12 protein-coding genes and 1 pseudogene are annotated in these 14,881 nt (G+C 68.7%); 8 read left to right on the top strand and 5 right to left on the bottom strand.

All coding sequences use genetic code 11. The annotated features are described in order from the left end of the window. The first annotated feature begins 5 nt into the window (after positions 1-5). Together ACSMXV_RS14795 and ACSMXV_RS14790 are read left to right on the top strand one after the other, a co-directional pair. A complete protein-coding gene (locus tag ACSMXV_RS14795) occupies positions 6-566 on the top strand; it encodes a MerR family transcriptional regulator (RefSeq protein ID WP_473178087.1) in 561 nt (186 codons plus the stop codon). 5 nt (positions 567-571) lie between these two features. Continuing rightward, positions 572-1,582, top strand: a complete 1,011-nt coding sequence (locus tag ACSMXV_RS14790) for an aldo/keto reductase (RefSeq protein ID WP_473178940.1) — start codon at positions 572-574, stop codon at positions 1,580-1,582. Positions 1,583-1,694: 112 nt separating this feature from the next. Here the strand turns inward: ACSMXV_RS14790 and ACSMXV_RS14785 are convergent, their stop codons facing one another. The 3 genes from ACSMXV_RS14785 to ACSMXV_RS14775 all read right to left on the bottom strand — a co-directional run bounded on the left by ACSMXV_RS14785 (position 1,695) and on the right by ACSMXV_RS14775 (position 4,759). Next, positions 1,695-2,603, bottom strand: coding sequence for a DUF4429 domain-containing protein (locus tag ACSMXV_RS14785; RefSeq protein ID WP_473178939.1), 909 nt, complete (start codon positions 2,601-2,603; stop codon positions 1,695-1,697). Positions 2,604-2,660: 57 nt separating this feature from the next. Then, on the bottom strand, positions 2,661-3,929 hold the full coding sequence (locus ACSMXV_RS14780) for an alpha/beta hydrolase (RefSeq protein ID WP_473178086.1): 1,269 nt from the start codon (positions 3,927-3,929) through the stop codon (positions 2,661-2,663). A 128-nt stretch (positions 3,930-4,057) separates the two neighbouring features. Beyond that, a complete protein-coding gene (locus ACSMXV_RS14775) occupies positions 4,058-4,759 on the bottom strand; it encodes a TetR family transcriptional regulator (protein ID WP_473178085.1) in 702 nt (233 codons plus the stop codon). Between the two features lie 114 nt (positions 4,760-4,873). Here ACSMXV_RS14775 and ACSMXV_RS14770 point away from each other — a divergent pair. Next, positions 4,874-6,503, top strand: a pseudogene (locus tag ACSMXV_RS14770) (MFS transporter); the annotation flags it as partial. 257 nt (positions 6,504-6,760) lie between these two features. Here the strand turns inward: ACSMXV_RS14770 and ACSMXV_RS14765 are convergent. Both ACSMXV_RS14765 and aceE read right to left on the bottom strand, forming a co-directional pair. After that, entirely contained in the window at positions 6,761-7,555 is a 795-nt protein-coding gene (locus ACSMXV_RS14765) for a potassium channel family protein (RefSeq protein ID WP_473178084.1), read from the bottom strand. Between the two features lie 101 nt (positions 7,556-7,656). Beyond that, complete coding sequence (gene aceE / locus ACSMXV_RS14760) at positions 7,657-10,404, bottom strand: pyruvate dehydrogenase (acetyl-transferring), homodimeric type (RefSeq protein ID WP_473178083.1); 2,748 nt, start codon at positions 10,402-10,404, stop codon at positions 7,657-7,659. 511 nt (positions 10,405-10,915) lie between these two features. Between aceE and ACSMXV_RS14755 the strand changes: the two genes are divergently transcribed. The 5 genes from ACSMXV_RS14755 to ACSMXV_RS14735 all read left to right on the top strand — a co-directional run bounded on the left by ACSMXV_RS14755 (position 10,916) and on the right by ACSMXV_RS14735 (position 14,696). After that, a complete protein-coding gene (locus ACSMXV_RS14755; protein ID WP_181659752.1) occupies positions 10,916-11,353 on the top strand; it encodes a DUF3052 domain-containing protein in 438 nt (145 codons plus the stop codon). A gap of 158 nt (positions 11,354-11,511) precedes the next feature. Beyond that, positions 11,512-11,970, top strand: a complete 459-nt coding sequence (locus ACSMXV_RS14750) for a peroxiredoxin (RefSeq protein WP_181865920.1) — start codon at positions 11,512-11,514, stop codon at positions 11,968-11,970. A gap of 167 nt (positions 11,971-12,137) precedes the next feature. Then, positions 12,138-12,713 carry a TerD family protein gene (locus tag ACSMXV_RS14745; protein WP_473178082.1) on the top strand — a complete coding sequence of 192 codons (576 nt, stop codon included), beginning with the start codon at positions 12,138-12,140 and terminating at the stop codon, positions 12,711-12,713. Positions 12,714-12,886: 173 nt separating this feature from the next. Then, entirely contained in the window at positions 12,887-13,462 is a 576-nt protein-coding gene (locus ACSMXV_RS14740; RefSeq protein ID WP_473178938.1) for a TerD family protein, read from the top strand. A gap of 85 nt (positions 13,463-13,547) precedes the next feature. Then, a complete protein-coding gene (locus tag ACSMXV_RS14735; RefSeq protein WP_473178081.1) occupies positions 13,548-14,696 on the top strand; it encodes a DUF475 domain-containing protein in 1,149 nt (382 codons plus the stop codon). The last annotated feature ends 185 nt before the right edge of the window (positions 14,697-14,881 follow it).

Here is a 14,881-nt window from a genome sequence, read left to right as displayed (position 1 = left end):
AGGCCATGACGGTGATGGAAACCACAGCCACACCCGTACGGACCACGACCAGAACCAGGACCAGTACCAGTACCGGAACCAAATCCGGCGGGACCGGCTCCTCGACCGCCGCAGCGAGCGACTCCCAGGCCGACACCAGGACCGACGTCTGCGCCTCGGCGCCTGAGGCGCATCCGCGTCCGGACGGCCAGGACCGCTACACGATCAGTGAGGTCGTCGCCTTCACCGGACTGACCGCGCACACCCTGCGCTGGTACGAGCGGATCGGTCTGATGCCCCACATCGACCGCTCGCACACCGGACAGCGCCGCTACAGCAACCGCGACCTGGACTGGCTCGCCTTCGTCGGCAAGCTCCGCCTGACCGGGATGCCGGTCGCGGACATGGTCCGCTACGCCGAGCTGGTGCGCGAGGGCGACCACACGTTCCACGAGCGGCAGGAGCTGCTGGAGTCGACCCGCAGGGACGTTCTGTCCCGTATCGCCGAGCTCCAGGACACGCTGGCCGTGCTCGACTACAAGATCCAGTTCTATGGCGGCGCCCGACCGGCGCCGGAGAGGGCTTGAGCCTGATGAGTGGTATGCCGACGATGCGACTGGGGACCGACGGGCCCGAGGTGGGTGCCCAGGGTCTCGGCTGCATGGGGATGAGCTTCGCCTACGGCCCGACGGACGCCGACGAGGCCCGGGCCACCCTGGAGCGCGCGCTGGAACTCGGGGTCACGCTGTACGACACCGCCGACGCGTACGGCATGGGTGAGAACGAGAAGTTCCTGTCCCCCTTCGTCAAAGCGCACCGCGACGAGATCGTCATCGCGACGAAGTTCGCCCTGTCCATTCCGCCGGACGACCCGACGAAGCGGATCATCCGCAACGACCCGCCGTACATCCGTGAGGCCGTCGACGCCAGTCTCCGGCGCCTGGACATCGACGTCATCGACCTCTATTACATGCACCGCCGCGACCCGAAGGCGCCGATCGAGGAGACGGTCGGCGTCATGGCGGAACTCGTCGCCGCCGGCAAGGTGAAGCACCTCGGGCTCAGCGAGGTCACGGGCTCCGAACTGCGCGCAGCCCAGGCTGTCCACCCCATCGCCGCGGTCCAGTCGGAGTGGTCGCTGTTCAGCCGCGACATCGAGGACGGCGTGGTGCCGACGGCCGCCGAGCTCGGAGTGACGCTCGTGCCGTACTCGCCGCTCGGCCGCGGCTTCCTCACCGGCTCGTTCGTGCATGCGGACAAGGACCTCACCGCCGACGACTTCCGCCGCCAGCAGCCCCGCTTCACCGGCGACAACGCGGCGGCCAACGCCGCTCTGCTGGAGCCGGTGCGCGCCGTCGCCGACGCACACGGTGCCTCGCTCGGGCAGATCGCCCTGGCCTGGGTGCAGCAGCGGGCCCTTGTCCACGGGCTGCCCGTCGTCCCCATTCCGGGCACCCGCAAGCGGACCCGTGTCGAGGAGAACGTCGCCGCCACGGGCATCACCCTCACCGACGAGGACCTCGCTCTGCTGGAGCCCATCGCCGCCAAGGTCGCGGGAGACCGCTACCCCGACATGTCGTTCACCTCGGCGGGGCGGGAGTAGCGCGGGCCGCGCCGAGCCGAAACGGCTCGGCGCGGACGGCTTCCGAGGTACGCGGGCCCAGTGCGCGGGTCCAAGGGGCGGCGGCCGGGCGAAGGGCCTGGGTGGGCCCGGGTCACAACTCGGCCAGTAGCTCGGCCTTCTTCGTCGTGAACTCCGTGTCCGTCACCAGACCCGCCTTGTGCAGCTCGCCGAGGTGGCGGATGCGCTCCGCGATGTCGGCCGGGTCGGGCCGCGGGGTCCGCACCCGGGCGCCCGGCAGGGACTCGGCTTCGGCCCCCGTGACCGCAGCCGGCCCGGAGGCCCGCACCGCGGCCAGTACCGACGCGGCGAAGGGCAGCGACTCGTGCACCGGCCCGTAGCCGAGCCCGAAGACGACCGACGCAGGATCCTGGTCCGCCTGCGCCGGCTGCGCGACCGACGCCTCGCGGCGCAGCAGCCGCAGATGGCCCTGGAAGACCTCGGGGGAGCGCCATTCGACTCCGCTCAGCTCTCCCACCCGGAAGCTCTGGTCGCCGGCCTTCCACTTCGCCGACGAAGCGCCCGTCCAGAACCACCGGAAGGCCACCGACTCGCCGTCGAAGGACGCCTTCCCGTCGTACGCCTTGAAGTGCAGCGGCGGCTTGGGCGCGGCCACGAGATAGCGCTCCGGGTGCCCGCCGTCGTCGCGTTCGTCGTCGGGTACGAGCAGGGCCCGCAGCTCGTCCGCGTAGTACTCGGCGAGCGTCTCCCGCTCTGCGGGAAGCACAAGCCGGTACGGGTCGCTGCTCTCCTTGAGCTGGCCCGCGGCCGCCTCCATGAGCGGGTCGGCGCCGGGTCTCGGCACGGCATGCAGGACGACGGTCCCGCGCTTCCCTGGAGTCAGGGTCACCGCCGCGATCGCCTCGTGGGGGATGCGGCGCTCGCCGAGCACATGGAAGAGCTTCGGCGCTCTGATCCCCCGTTCGAAGCGGATGAGCACGGAGTCGGACTCGAACTCCCAGGCGGCATGAAATCCGGCCAGTACGTCACCCATGCGGCTCATCGTATGCGGCACGCGCGCGTGCGTCCCTCCTGCGACGGGCCGGTGTTTCTTCGATTTCTACGCGCGTCGGGCCGTCGTCGCCCCGGACAAACCGCTCCCTGCCCCGGACAAACCGCTCAGGCACGTGTCGTCCTCGCCTGCGCAGCGCACCGCGCGGTACGCACCGACGCCGATCTCGGCGAAGTTGGCGAGGCTCTGGGTGCCCGGCTCGAAGTAGCCCGCGTGCCCCGTCGCGCCGTCCGCCGACAGGACTCGTGCGCCGAACCCCGCGGAGACCGGATCGGCGCCGTGACCGAGCCCGCCGACCTCCAGATACGGCACGTCCTGGATCCAGTCGTCGCTGTCCCGCATGGCCCAGATGCGTGCACCGGTGCCGAGCTTCGAGGCCTTGTCCGCACGCATGCCCGGACTGCCGGCGACGGCTATGTCGGTGACCCGGTCCGGCAGGTCGCGGGCGGCGACGCCGCACACCACGGAGCCGTAGCTGTGGCAGTACAGAGCGACGTGAGAGCGCCCCGGCAGCGCCCGCACGAGTGCGTTGAGGCGCACCGCGCCGCTCTCGGCCCGCATGGCGGTGGCCGCCTCCACGCCGAGCCCGGCGGGCGCGGTGTAGTCGGCCCACGCGATCACGGCGACGGGGGCACCCCCGGACGAAGTCCGGTGGTGGGTGCGGTGGCCGACCGAGCGCTCCGCGCGGTACAGGGCCCGGGCCATGCCCACCGGAGCCGAGTACTTGCGGTCGCTCCGCTGAAAGGTCAGCAGATTGGTGTCGACACCCGGTACCACCACGGACACCCGCTTGGCCCGGTCGAGATTCCCGAAGACCTCGGCCACGCGACCGCCGCCCATGGGGTCGAAGGCGAGGATCTTGCGTCCCGGCCGCATCAGCAACTCCAGCCGGTGCATCCGGCGTGCCGCTCCATGCTGACCGGCGGCGGACAGTCTTCTGTCCTGCATGCGCCCCCGTTCGACCTTGCGTGCCTGGTCAAGGGCGATGCGGTTCGCTCGATAGCGCAGCTTCACCGGGGCACCGTTCATATTGCCCACCGCGAGCGGGTAGCGCTGGGCGAGCCCGGTGCGCTGGTACGCGCTGAGCGAGGCGAAGAAGCGGGCGATCCTCCGGGGCGGGGAGTCGAGTCCCGGCAGCCGGCGCCCGTGCAGGTGACCGTGTTCCCAGGCCGACCGGGAGGCCTCGAGCGGCGACGAAGTGCCCCGGTGATGGCGTACGGCCGTCCAGCCGGTGGTGGCCAGCATGACGAAAACGACGGCGAGCGCAAGCAGTGCGCGCCAAACGTTGAGTTGCGGGTGCGAGTCCAAAGAAGTCACTGCGGGACACCCTAGGAGAACGGCGCGCCAACCCATGCAACCGGTGAGGGAGATCACGTTTCGCGAGGGGTAATTGGGTTAAAACGGGCACACCTTACACGGGGTCGTCACAGAGCGTGCACGCCACTTCAGTCTCGTTCGGGTCCTCGGCCGCTGCGGTTCCAGTCCTCCGCCAGCGCCGGTCCTATCTGGTCGAGATACGACTCGGTGACGCGGCGCATCGACTCGATGCTGGTGTCGTCGCCCGCACCCCACAACCGCCCGGTCAGTCGCATCACCCCGCTGAACGCGGCCACCACGACCCGGGGCCGGGGGTCGGTGTCCACGTCCAGGCCCTCACGCTCGGCGATCACGCGCGCGACCTCCTCCTCCAGCTCCGAGGAGCGGCGCAGATGGGCGGCGAGGAGCGTGGGTGTCGACTCGATCAACTGATAGGTGCGCATGTGCAGTTCGACCGGGATGACCTGCTCGATGACCTCGCCGAGTGTGTCCCAGCTGTCGAGGAGGGCGCGGCGCAGCGCATCCAAGGGGGCCTCGCGCGCGGGCCTTTCGCGCACGGCGGCGACGAAGTGGGACTCCATCATGTCCTGGACGGCGAACGTGGTCTCTTCCTTGTTGGCGAAGTACCGGAAGAACGTGCGCTGCGAGACGTCGACGGCGGCCGCGATCTCGTCCACGGTCGTCTGCTCGTACCCCTGAGTCGTGAAGAGCTCGAGCGCCGCGCGGAGCAGGGCGTCGCGGGTGCGCTGCTTCTTGCGTTCGCGCAGACCGGGCCGCGCCGCCGCGGCGGCTGGTTCCGCAGCTTCCGCCGCCTCTTGCCGCGTCTTCACTCCAAGGCCTCTTTTCGCCTGTTTTGGCAGCTCAGAATACCTCCGGGCAACATGACAGTTACCGACTTGTGAATTGGTTTGTCAACTGTCAGTGACTGTCATAATCTCGCCCGTATGACTAGTCAGACCACCGTCGACAAGACCGGTCCGGCGGACGAGGCCCCGGCGGCCGCGCCCGCACCGGCACCGGCCAAGGGGCTGCGCGGCCACCCATGGCTGACGCTCATCTCCGTCGCGATCGGCGTGATGATGGTCGCCCTGGACGGCACCATCGTGGCCATCGCCAACCCGGCCATCCAGAAGGACCTCGGGGCCTCGCTCGCCGACGTCCAGTGGATCACCAACGGCTACCTCCTCGCGCTGGCCGTCGCACTGATCACGGCGGGCAAGCTCGGTGACCGCTTCGGCCACCGGCAGACCTTCCTCATCGGCGTCGCGGGCTTCGCCATCGCCTCCGGAGCCATCGGCCTCTCCAACAGCGTCGCCCTCGTCATCGCGTTCCGTGTGCTCCAGGGCCTGTTCGGCGCGCTCCTCATGCCCGCCGCGCTCGGCCTGCTGCGGGCCACCTTCCCGGCCGAGAAGCTCAACATGGCGATCGGCATCTGGGGCATGGTCATCGGCGCCTCCACGGCAGGCGGCCCGATCCTCGGCGGTGTGCTCGTCGAGCACGTCAGCTGGCAGTCGGTGTTCTTCATCAACGTGCCGGTGGGCGTCCTGGCGGTCGCCGTCGGCCTGTGGATCCTCAAGGACCACCGCGCCGAGAACGCGCCCCGCTCCTTCGACATCCCCGGCATCGTCCTGCTGTCGGCCGCCATGTTCGCCCTCATCTGGGCGCTCATCAAGGCCGGCGACTCCTGGGGCTGGGGCAGCGGCAAGACGTGGGGGTTCCTCGTCGCCGCGGTGGTCTGCTTCGCGGTCTTCGCCTTCTGGGAGACCAAGGTCAAGGAACCGCTCATCCCGCTGGGCATGTTCCGGTCCGTGGCGCTCTCCGCGGGCACGGTGTTGATGGTGCTGATGGCCTTCGCCTTCATGGGCGGGCTGTTCTTCGTCACCTTCTATCTGCAGAACGTGCACGGGATGAGCCCCGTCGACAGCGGTCTGCACCTGATGCCGCTGACGGCCATGATGATCGTCTCCTCGCCGCTCGCGGGCGCCCTGATCACCAAGTTCGGTCCGCGTGTGCCGCTGGTCGGCGGCATGGTCCTGACGGCCGTCGCGATGTTCGGCATGACCACGATGACCATCGACACCGGCACACTGCCGATGTCCGTCTGGTTCGGTCTCCTGGGCCTCGGCCTCGCCCCGGTCATGGTGGGCGCCACCGAGGTCATCGTGGGCAACGCCCCGCTGGAGCTCTCCGGCGTCGCGGGCGGTCTGCAGCAGGCCGCGATGCAGGTGGGCGGCAGCCTCGGTACGGCGGTGCTGGGCGCCGTCATGTCGAACAAGGTCAACTCGGAACTGGCGGGCAACTGGAAGGGCGCCGGCCTGCCGGACGTGCCGCCCCCCGGCCTCGACAAGGCCGCGACCATCGGCTACGTGCCGGAGCAGATCGCCAAGGCGCAGGGCATGACGCCGGAGATCCTCGGCAGGATCACGGGAGTCATCCACGACACGTTCATGTCCGGCATGGGCCTGGCCTTCACGGTGGCCGGCATCGTCTCGGTGATCGCGGCCCTGGTCGCCGTGCTCACAAAGCGCGGCGCCAACACGGAGGCCGGCGCCGGCGGAGTCCACATCTAGGAGTCCACATCCAGTCCTGGCGCACCTAGGGCCTGTGTCGGAAGTGGCGCCTGCCTCGCGACGCCTGGCACGCACTCCCCCAGCTAACGCTGGGAGGTGCCCCCACGCCGCGTTGCCGGATTGCCCTAGTAGCTCCTCCCCCATTGCCTTAAGGGCATGGGAGGTGCCCCCATCGAGGACATTGCGGCGCCTTGCGATCGCACGCACCAGACGCCGCGAGGCCCGCCCTTCGGGCGAACGACGCCACTTCCGACACAGGCCCTAGGTACGAAGGCCCCGCCGCTCCCCGGCGGGGCCTTCGCCCGCCACAGCGGCACCCGCCGCCGTGGCGTCTCCCGCGTCCGACAGCGCCGCAACCTGCGCCCGCAGCGCCCTGACCTCCTCCGTCAGCGCCTGGATCGCCGCCGTCTGGCGGCGCTCCTCCACGTCGTCGTCGAACCGCGCGATGAACCACGCCGCGATATTGGCGGTCACCACACCCAGCAGAGCGATACCGGACAGCATCAGCCCGACCGCCAGCACCCGGCCGAGCCCGGTCGTCGGCGCATGGTCGCCGTACCCGACGGTCGTCATCGTCGTGAACGACCACCACACCGCGTCGCCCAGCGTCTTGATGTTGCCGTCCGGCGACTCCCGCTCCACCGACAGCACCGCCAGCGAGCCGAACATCAGCAGGCCCACGACAGAGCCCGCCACATACGTCGTGAGCCGTACCTGCGACGCCATCCGGGCCCGCCGTCCGACCAGCAGCAGCGTGGAGACGAGACGCAGCAGCCGCACCGGCTGGATCAGCGGCAGCACCACGGCACACAGATCCAGCCGGTGCGATCGGACGAACAGCCATCGGTCCTCGGCGAGTACGAGGCGTATGAAGTAGTCGGCGGCGAACGCGCCCCAGACCACCCACTCGACAACCGTGCACGCGACCTCGACGGTCCTGCCCGCATCCGGCTTCACGATCGGTACGGCGTACGCGACGGCGAACGCCATCGCGAGCGCCATCAGCGGCCGCTGTGTGCGGTGCTCCCAACGGATCTGTGCCGGTTGTACTTTCATGCGCGCATCGTAGGGAAAGCGGGCGGGACGCGCGGAACGCCGAAGGGGCGGCGGACCCGCGGCCCGCCGCCCCTTCGAGCGAACTGACGTGCTGGAACGTCCTACGCGTCGCCGCCGGCCGCGCCCGGATCGGCCGCCGCCACATCGAGCAGCTGGTAGCGGTCGATCGCCTGCTTGAGCACCGAGCGGTCGATCTTGCCCGCGTTGGCGAGCTCGGTCAGCACCGCGACCACGATCGACTGCGCGTCGATGTGGAAGAACCGGCGGGCCGCGCCACGCGTGTCGGCGAAGCCGAAACCGTCGGCGCCCAGCGACTGGTACGTGCCCGGCACCCAGCGCGAGATCTGGTCCGGAACCGACCGCATCCAGTCGGAGACGGCCACGAACGGGCCATCGGAGGCGGAGAGCTTCTGCGTCACATACGGGACGCGCTGCTCCTCCTCCGGGTGCAGCAGGTTGTACCGCTCCACGTCGACGGCCTCGCGGCGCAGCTCGTTCCAGGAGGTCGCCGACCAGACGTCCGCCCTGACGTTCCACTCCGAGGCGAGGATCTGCTGCGCCTCGACCGCCCAGGGCACCGCCACACCCGAGGCGAGGATCTGCGCGGGCAGCTCGCCCTGCTCACCGGCCTTGTAGCGGTAGATGCCCTTCAGGATGCCGTCGACGTCCACGTTCGCGGGCTCTGCCGGGTGCTGGATCGGCTCGTTGTAGACGGTGAGGTAGTAGAAGACGTCCTCGCCGTGCGGGTGCTCGGGCGACGAGCCGTACATGCGGCGCAGACCGTCCTTGACGATGTGCGCGATCTCGAAGCCGTAGGCCGGGTCGTAGGCGACACAGCCGGGGTTGGTCGACGCGAGCAGCTGCGAGTGTCCGTCGGCGTGCTGCAGACCCTCACCGGTCAGCGTCGTGCGCCCGGCGGTCGCGCCCAGGACGAAGCCGCGCGCCAGCTGGTCCGCCATCTGCCAGAACTGGTCGCCGGTCCGCTGGAAACCGAACATCGAGTAGAAGACGTAGACCGGGATGAGCGGCTCACCGTGCGTCGCGTAGGCCGAGCCCGCGGCGATCAGCGACGCCGTGCAGCCCGCTTCGGAGATGCCGTCGTGCAGCATCTGGCCGGTCGGCGACTCCTTGTACGCGAGCAGCAGATCGCGGTCCACGGCCTCGTACTGCTGGCCGAGCGGGTTGTAGATCTTCGCGCTCGGGAAGAACGAGTCCATGCCGAAGGTGCGGTACTCGTCGGGCGCGATCAGCACGAAGCGCTTGCCGATCTCCTTGTCCCGCATGAGGTCCTTCAGCAGCCGGACGAACGCCATGGTCGTGGCGATCGACTGCTGACCGGTCCCCTTCTTCACGCTCGCGTACGTCTTGTCTTCGGGGAGGGCCAGCGGCTTCGAGCGCACCACACGCGTCGGCACATACCCGCCGAGGCCCTTGCGGCGGTCGTGCATGTACTGGATCTCCTCCGAGTCGCGGCCCGGGTGGTAGTACGGCGGCAGGCCGTCCTCGAGCTGCTTGTCGGAGATCGGCAGGTGCAGCCGGTCGCGGAAGCGCTTCAGGTCGTCGACCGTCAGCTTCTTCATCTGGTGGGTCGCGTTGCGGCCCTCGAAGTTCGGGCCGAGCGTCCAGCCCTTGACCGTCTGCGCGAGGATCACGGTCGGCTGGCCCTTGTGGGCGCGCGCCGCCGAGTACGCCGCGAAGATCTTCCGGTGGTCGTGACCGCCGCGGCCCAGGTGCAGGATCTGGTCGTCGGTCATGTTCTCGACCATCTTGCGCAGCCGGTGGTCGTCACCGAAGAAGTGCTGCCGGATGTACGCACCGGTCTCCGTCGCGTACGTCTGGAACTGGCCGTCGGGCGTGGTGTTGAGCTTGTTGACCAGGACGCCGTCGCGGTCCTGTGCGAGCAGCGGGTCCCAGGAGCGGTCCCAGACAAGTTTGATCACGTTCCAGCCGGCGCCCCGGAACTGCGACTCCAGCTCCTGGATGATCTTGCCGTTGCCGCGCACCGGCCCGTCGAGGCGCTGCAGGTTGCAGTTGACGACGAAGGTCAGGTTGTCCAGGCCCTCCCGCGCGGCGATGGACAGCTGGCCGAGCGACTCGGGCTCGTCCATCTCGCCGTCGCCGAGGAACGCCCACACGTGCGACTTGGAGGTGTCGGCGATACCGCGCGCCTCCATGTAGCGGTTCATCCGCGCCTGGAAGATCGCGCTGATCGGGCCCAGGCCCATGGAGACGGTCGGGAACTCCCAGAAGTCCGGCATCAGCCGCGGATGCGGATACGACGACAGGCCGTACGGAGCCTTCGACTTCTCCTGGCGGAATGCGTCGAGCCGCTGCTCGGAGAGGCGGTCGAGCATGTACGCGCGCGCGTAGATGCCCGGCGACGCGTGTCCCTGGAAGAAGACCTGGTCGCCGCCGTCGCCCTCGTCCTTGCCGCGGAAGAAGTGGTTGAAGCCCACGTCGTACAGCGATGCCGAGGAGGCGAACGTGGCGATGTGGCCGCCGACACCGATGCCGGGGCGCTGGGCGCGCGAGACCATCACAGCCGCGTTCCAGCGTGTCGCGTTGAGGATCCTGCGCTCGATCTCCTCGTTGCCGGGGAAGAACGGCTCGTCCTTGGTGGCGATCGTGTTGACGTAGTCCGTGCTGCGCATCTCGGGCACGGCGACGCGCCTCTCGCGTGCGCGCTCGATCAGCCGGAGCATCAGATAGCGGGCGCGTTCACGGCCCCGCTCGTCGACGGCGGCGTCAAGGGAGTCGAGCCATTCCTGGGTCTCTTCGGGATCGAAATCCGGGACCTGGCTGGGAAGGCCGCCAATGATGATCGGGTTGCGATCGGATCCGGAAGCCACGCTGTTCCTTCACTGTCTGGGAGCCACTGACTGGGACCACTGCTGGGGCTTGGTTCTGCTGGTTGCGCGATCCCCATCGTGTACCTAGGGGACGGATACGTCATCTCTACCGATAGGTAACCGCTTGTCCGGCAGCCCTGTGGGGGCTCGTCCACATCGCAACGATACGCCCGTCTGCGCCTCCCCCAGTGCCTTGAGGGCCTGGGAGGTGCCCCCAGATCCGTAACGGAGTTCGGCCCTCTCTGGCACTCGTGGGGGCGAAGTTGGCAAACTCGGACAGAACAGTGGGTCACGGGCCGCCGGATGGCGCGATTTCCTGCCTGGAGTTGCGGCGAGACGGCCGGGAACGTCACCGTTTCGGCGGTCTCGGGGGCCGGGTACTTGCGCGATCCGTCCGGCCCGTGTGGACTACGGCCAATGCTTCGCGCACGCGCGTGGCTGGAAGACTTCCCCCAGGGCTCCGCAGGAGCCGGGGGAAACCCCCATAGGAAACATGATCAGGAGGCAACCCGTGAGCGCGACCGCGGACCACGCGGAGGAGCGGACTAACCCTGCCGCGAGGCTGGGGTTCCAGCCCGAGCAGGTGGTCCAGGAGATCGGCTACGACGATGACGTCGACCAGGAGCTCCGCGAGGCCATTGAGGAAGTCATCGGCGGCGAGCTCGTGGACGAGGACTACGACGACGTCGCGGATGTCGTGCTGCTGTGGTTCCGCGAGGACGACGGCGACCTGACCGACGCGCTGGTCGACGCCACCACGCTGATCGACGAGGGGTCTCCGGTGCTGCTGATGACGCCGAAGACCGGCCGCGACGGCTATGTCGAGGCGAGCGACATCAACGAGGCCGCGCAGACCGCGGGTCTGTCCCAGACCAAGAGCGTCAGCGTCGGCAAGGACTGGATCTGCAGCCGTCTGGTCACGCCCAAGGCGGCGGCCAAGAAGCGCTGAACCGGTCCCGGCCCGGCAGCTCGCCCTGCCGGGCCGGGCACGGCCGCCGCGAGGCCCCCACCGACGCACGTCGGGCGGGGGCCTCGCGCATCGCGGTGCACGGGCCACTGCGTAGGGTGGGCGTCATCCGAACAGCCCCATGGAAGGGATGCGTGACTATGGCGATCGAGGTCGGCACCAAGGCCCCGGACTTCGAGCTCAAGGACAACCACGGCCAGGCCGTGAAGCTCTCCGACTTCCGTGGCGAGAAGAACGTGGTGCTGCTCTTCTACCCGTTCGCTTTCACGGGCGTGTGCACCGGCGAGCTGTGCGCCCTGCGCGACGAGCTGCCGACGTTCGTCAACGACGACGTCCAGCTGCTGGCCGTCTCCAACGACTCCCCGTTCACGCTGCGCGTCTTCGGTGAGAAGGAGGGCCTGGAGTACCCGCTGCTGTCCGACTTCTGGCCGCACGGCGAGGTCTCGCGCGCGTACGGCGTCTTCGACGAGGAGAAGGGCTGCGCGGTGCGCGGCACCTTCATCATCGACAAGGAGGGTGTGGTGCGCTGGACCGTCGTCAACGGTCTGCCGGACGCCCGCGACCTGAACGAGTACGTCAAGGCTCTCGAGACCCTCTGACGCATCCTCGGCCCGCATGTCCCGGCCCCCGCGTCTCATGCCCGACACCCTGATTGTCAGGGCTCAGGGCCTGCGGAGGCCGGGAACCCGTCACTAGGATCCACTCGTTGATCCGATGCCAACGCACGACGGGGGCTCCCCGCCCCTGAACACCATTGGGAGGACTCGTGGGAGTCAGCCTCAGCAAGGGCGGCAACGTATCGCTGACCAAGGAGGCGCCGGGCCTGACGGCGGTCATGGTCGGCCTGGGCTGGGACGTCCGTACCACCACCGGTACGGACTTCGACCTGGACGCCAGCGCCATCCTGACGAAGGAGGACGGCAAGGTCAGGGGCGACCAGGACTTCGTCTTCTTCAACAACCTCAAGAGCGCCGACGGCTCCGTGGAGCACACCGGCGACAACCTCACCGGTGAGGGCGAGGGCGACGACGAGCAGATCAAGGTGAACCTCGCCGGCGTGCCGGCGGAAGTCACCAAGATCGTGTTCCCGGTGTCCATCTACGACGCCGAGAACCGCCAGCAGTCGTTCGGCCAGGTGCGCAACGCCTTCATCCGCGTGGTCAACCAGGCGGGCGGCGCGGAGATCGCGCGGTACGACCTCTCCGAGGACGCCTCCACGGAGACCGCGATGGTCTTCGGCGAGCTCTACCGCCACGGCGCGGAGTGGAAGTTCCGGGCCATCGGCCAGGGCTATGCGTCGGGCCTGCGCGGCATCGCGCAGGACTTCGGCGTGAACGTCTGAGCCAGGCCCGTCTGCTTTCCCGACCGGCGCCGCACACCGAGTGCGGCGCCGGACGGCTTGGGAAACTCAAGCGATCAGCAACCACCCCCGGCCGGGGGTGCGGGGGGCCTGCGGCGGACGGCCGCCGATGTCACGCCGCCCGGTACATGCAGCAGCTCGGGGAGGACCAGATCATGGGCGTCACGCTAGCCAAGGGGGGCAATGTCTCCCTCTCCAAGGCCGCACCGAACCTCACGAAGGTGATGATCGGGCTGGGCTGGGACGCACGCTCCACCACCGGAGCGCCCTTCGACCTCGACGCCAGCGCCCTGCTGTGCAGCGGCGGCCGCGTGCTGGGCGACGAGTGGTTCATCTTCTACAACCAGCTCAAGAGCCCCGACGGCTCGGTCGAGCACACCGGCGACAACCTGACCGGTGAGGGCGACGGCGACGACGAGTCGATCCTGGTGGACCTCCCCAAGGTGCCGGCCGGCTGCGACAAGATCATCTTTCCCGTCTCGATCCACGAGGCGGACAACCGCGGGCAGACCTTCGGCCAGGTCAGCAACGCCTTCATCCGCGTCGTCAACGAGGCGGACGGCCAGGAGCTCGCGCGCTACGACCTCAGCGAGGACGCCTCCACGGAGACGGCGATGATCTTCGGTGAGGTCTACCGGTACGGCGACGAATGGAAGTTCCGGGCCGTGGGTCAGGGGTACGCGTCGGGACTTCGGGGCATCGCTCTAGACTTTGGGGTCAACGTCTCGTAAAGCCGGGTACGGCGGGGGGAGACCCTCTCCGGATTTCGTCCGGGGGTAGCCCGGGGTAACCCCCCAACACACGATTGGGTAGCCAGTGGTTCTGAAAACCTTCGGCTGGTCGTTCGCGGTCACCGCGCTCGGCTTGGTCGCAGCGGTGTTCTACGGGGGATGGACCGCATTCGGGATCGTGGCGATCCTGTCCATCCTCGAGATCTCGCTGTCCTTCGACAACGCAGTGGTCAACGCCGGAATCCTGAAGAAGATGAGTGCCTTCTGGCAGAAGATCTTCCTCACGATCGGCATCCTCATCGCCGTCTTCGGTATGCGGCTGGTCTTCCCCGTCGTGATCGTCGCCATCAGCGCCAAGATCGGTCCGATCGACGCGGTCAACCTCGCGCTGACCGACAAGGACCAGTACCAGCAGCTGGTCACCGACGCCCATCCGGCGATCGCCGCCTTCGGTGGCATGTTCCTGCTGATGATCTTCCTCGACTTCATCTTCGAGGACCGCGACATCAAGTGGCTGGCCTGGCTGGAGCGGCCGCTCGCCAAGCTCGGCAAGATCGACATGCTGTCGGTCTGCATCGCCCTGATCGTGCTGCTGATCACCGCGATGACCTTCGCGACACACGCCCACCAGCACGGCGGCGCGCACGTCGACAAGGCGGAGACCGTGCTGCTCTCCGGCATCGCGGGCCTGATCACCTATCTCGTCGTCGGCGGTCTCTCCGGCTTCTTCGAGGACAAGCTCGAGGAAGAGGAGGAGCGCGAGCACGAGGAGGAGGAAGAGGCCAAGCGGGCCGGAAAGCCGGTCTCGGCCGTCAAGCTCGCCGGCAAGGCCGCGTTCTTCATGTTCCTCTACCTCGAGGTCCTGGACGCGTCCTTCTCCTTCGACGGCGTCATCGGCGCCTTCGCGATCACCAACGACATCGTGCTGATGGCGCTCGGCCTCGGCATCGGCGCCATGTACGTCCGGTCGCTCACCGTCTACCTGGTCCGCCAGGGCACCCTCGACGACTACGTCTACCTGGAGCACGGCGCGCACTACGCGATCGGCGCCCTCGCCGTGATCCTCCTCGTCACCATCCAGTACGAGATCAGTGAGATCATCACCGGCCTCGTCGGCGTCGTCCTGATCGCCTGGTCCTTCTGGTCGTCGGTGCGGCGCAACCGGGCTCTGGCGGCGGCCGAGGGAAAAGCTGAGGCCTCGGGCGAGAAGGCCGAGGTCTCGTCCGGGGTCTGATCCGACCGGCAGCGGCCCCGGGTCTGATCCGGCCTGAGCGGCCCTGGTCTGATCCGGCCCGCAGCGGCTGGGGCTTGTCCGGTTCCCGTGTGTGACCGGGGCCGGAGTGAGGAACGCTCAGTGCGGGGCGGCCATCGAGGACGAGTCCTCGTGGCCGCCCCGCGGTCATGTGTACGAGGCGCACA

The organism is Streptomyces sp. DSM 42067 (assembly GCF_055792885.1).
This window is presented reverse-complemented; position numbering and strand designations above follow the sequence as displayed.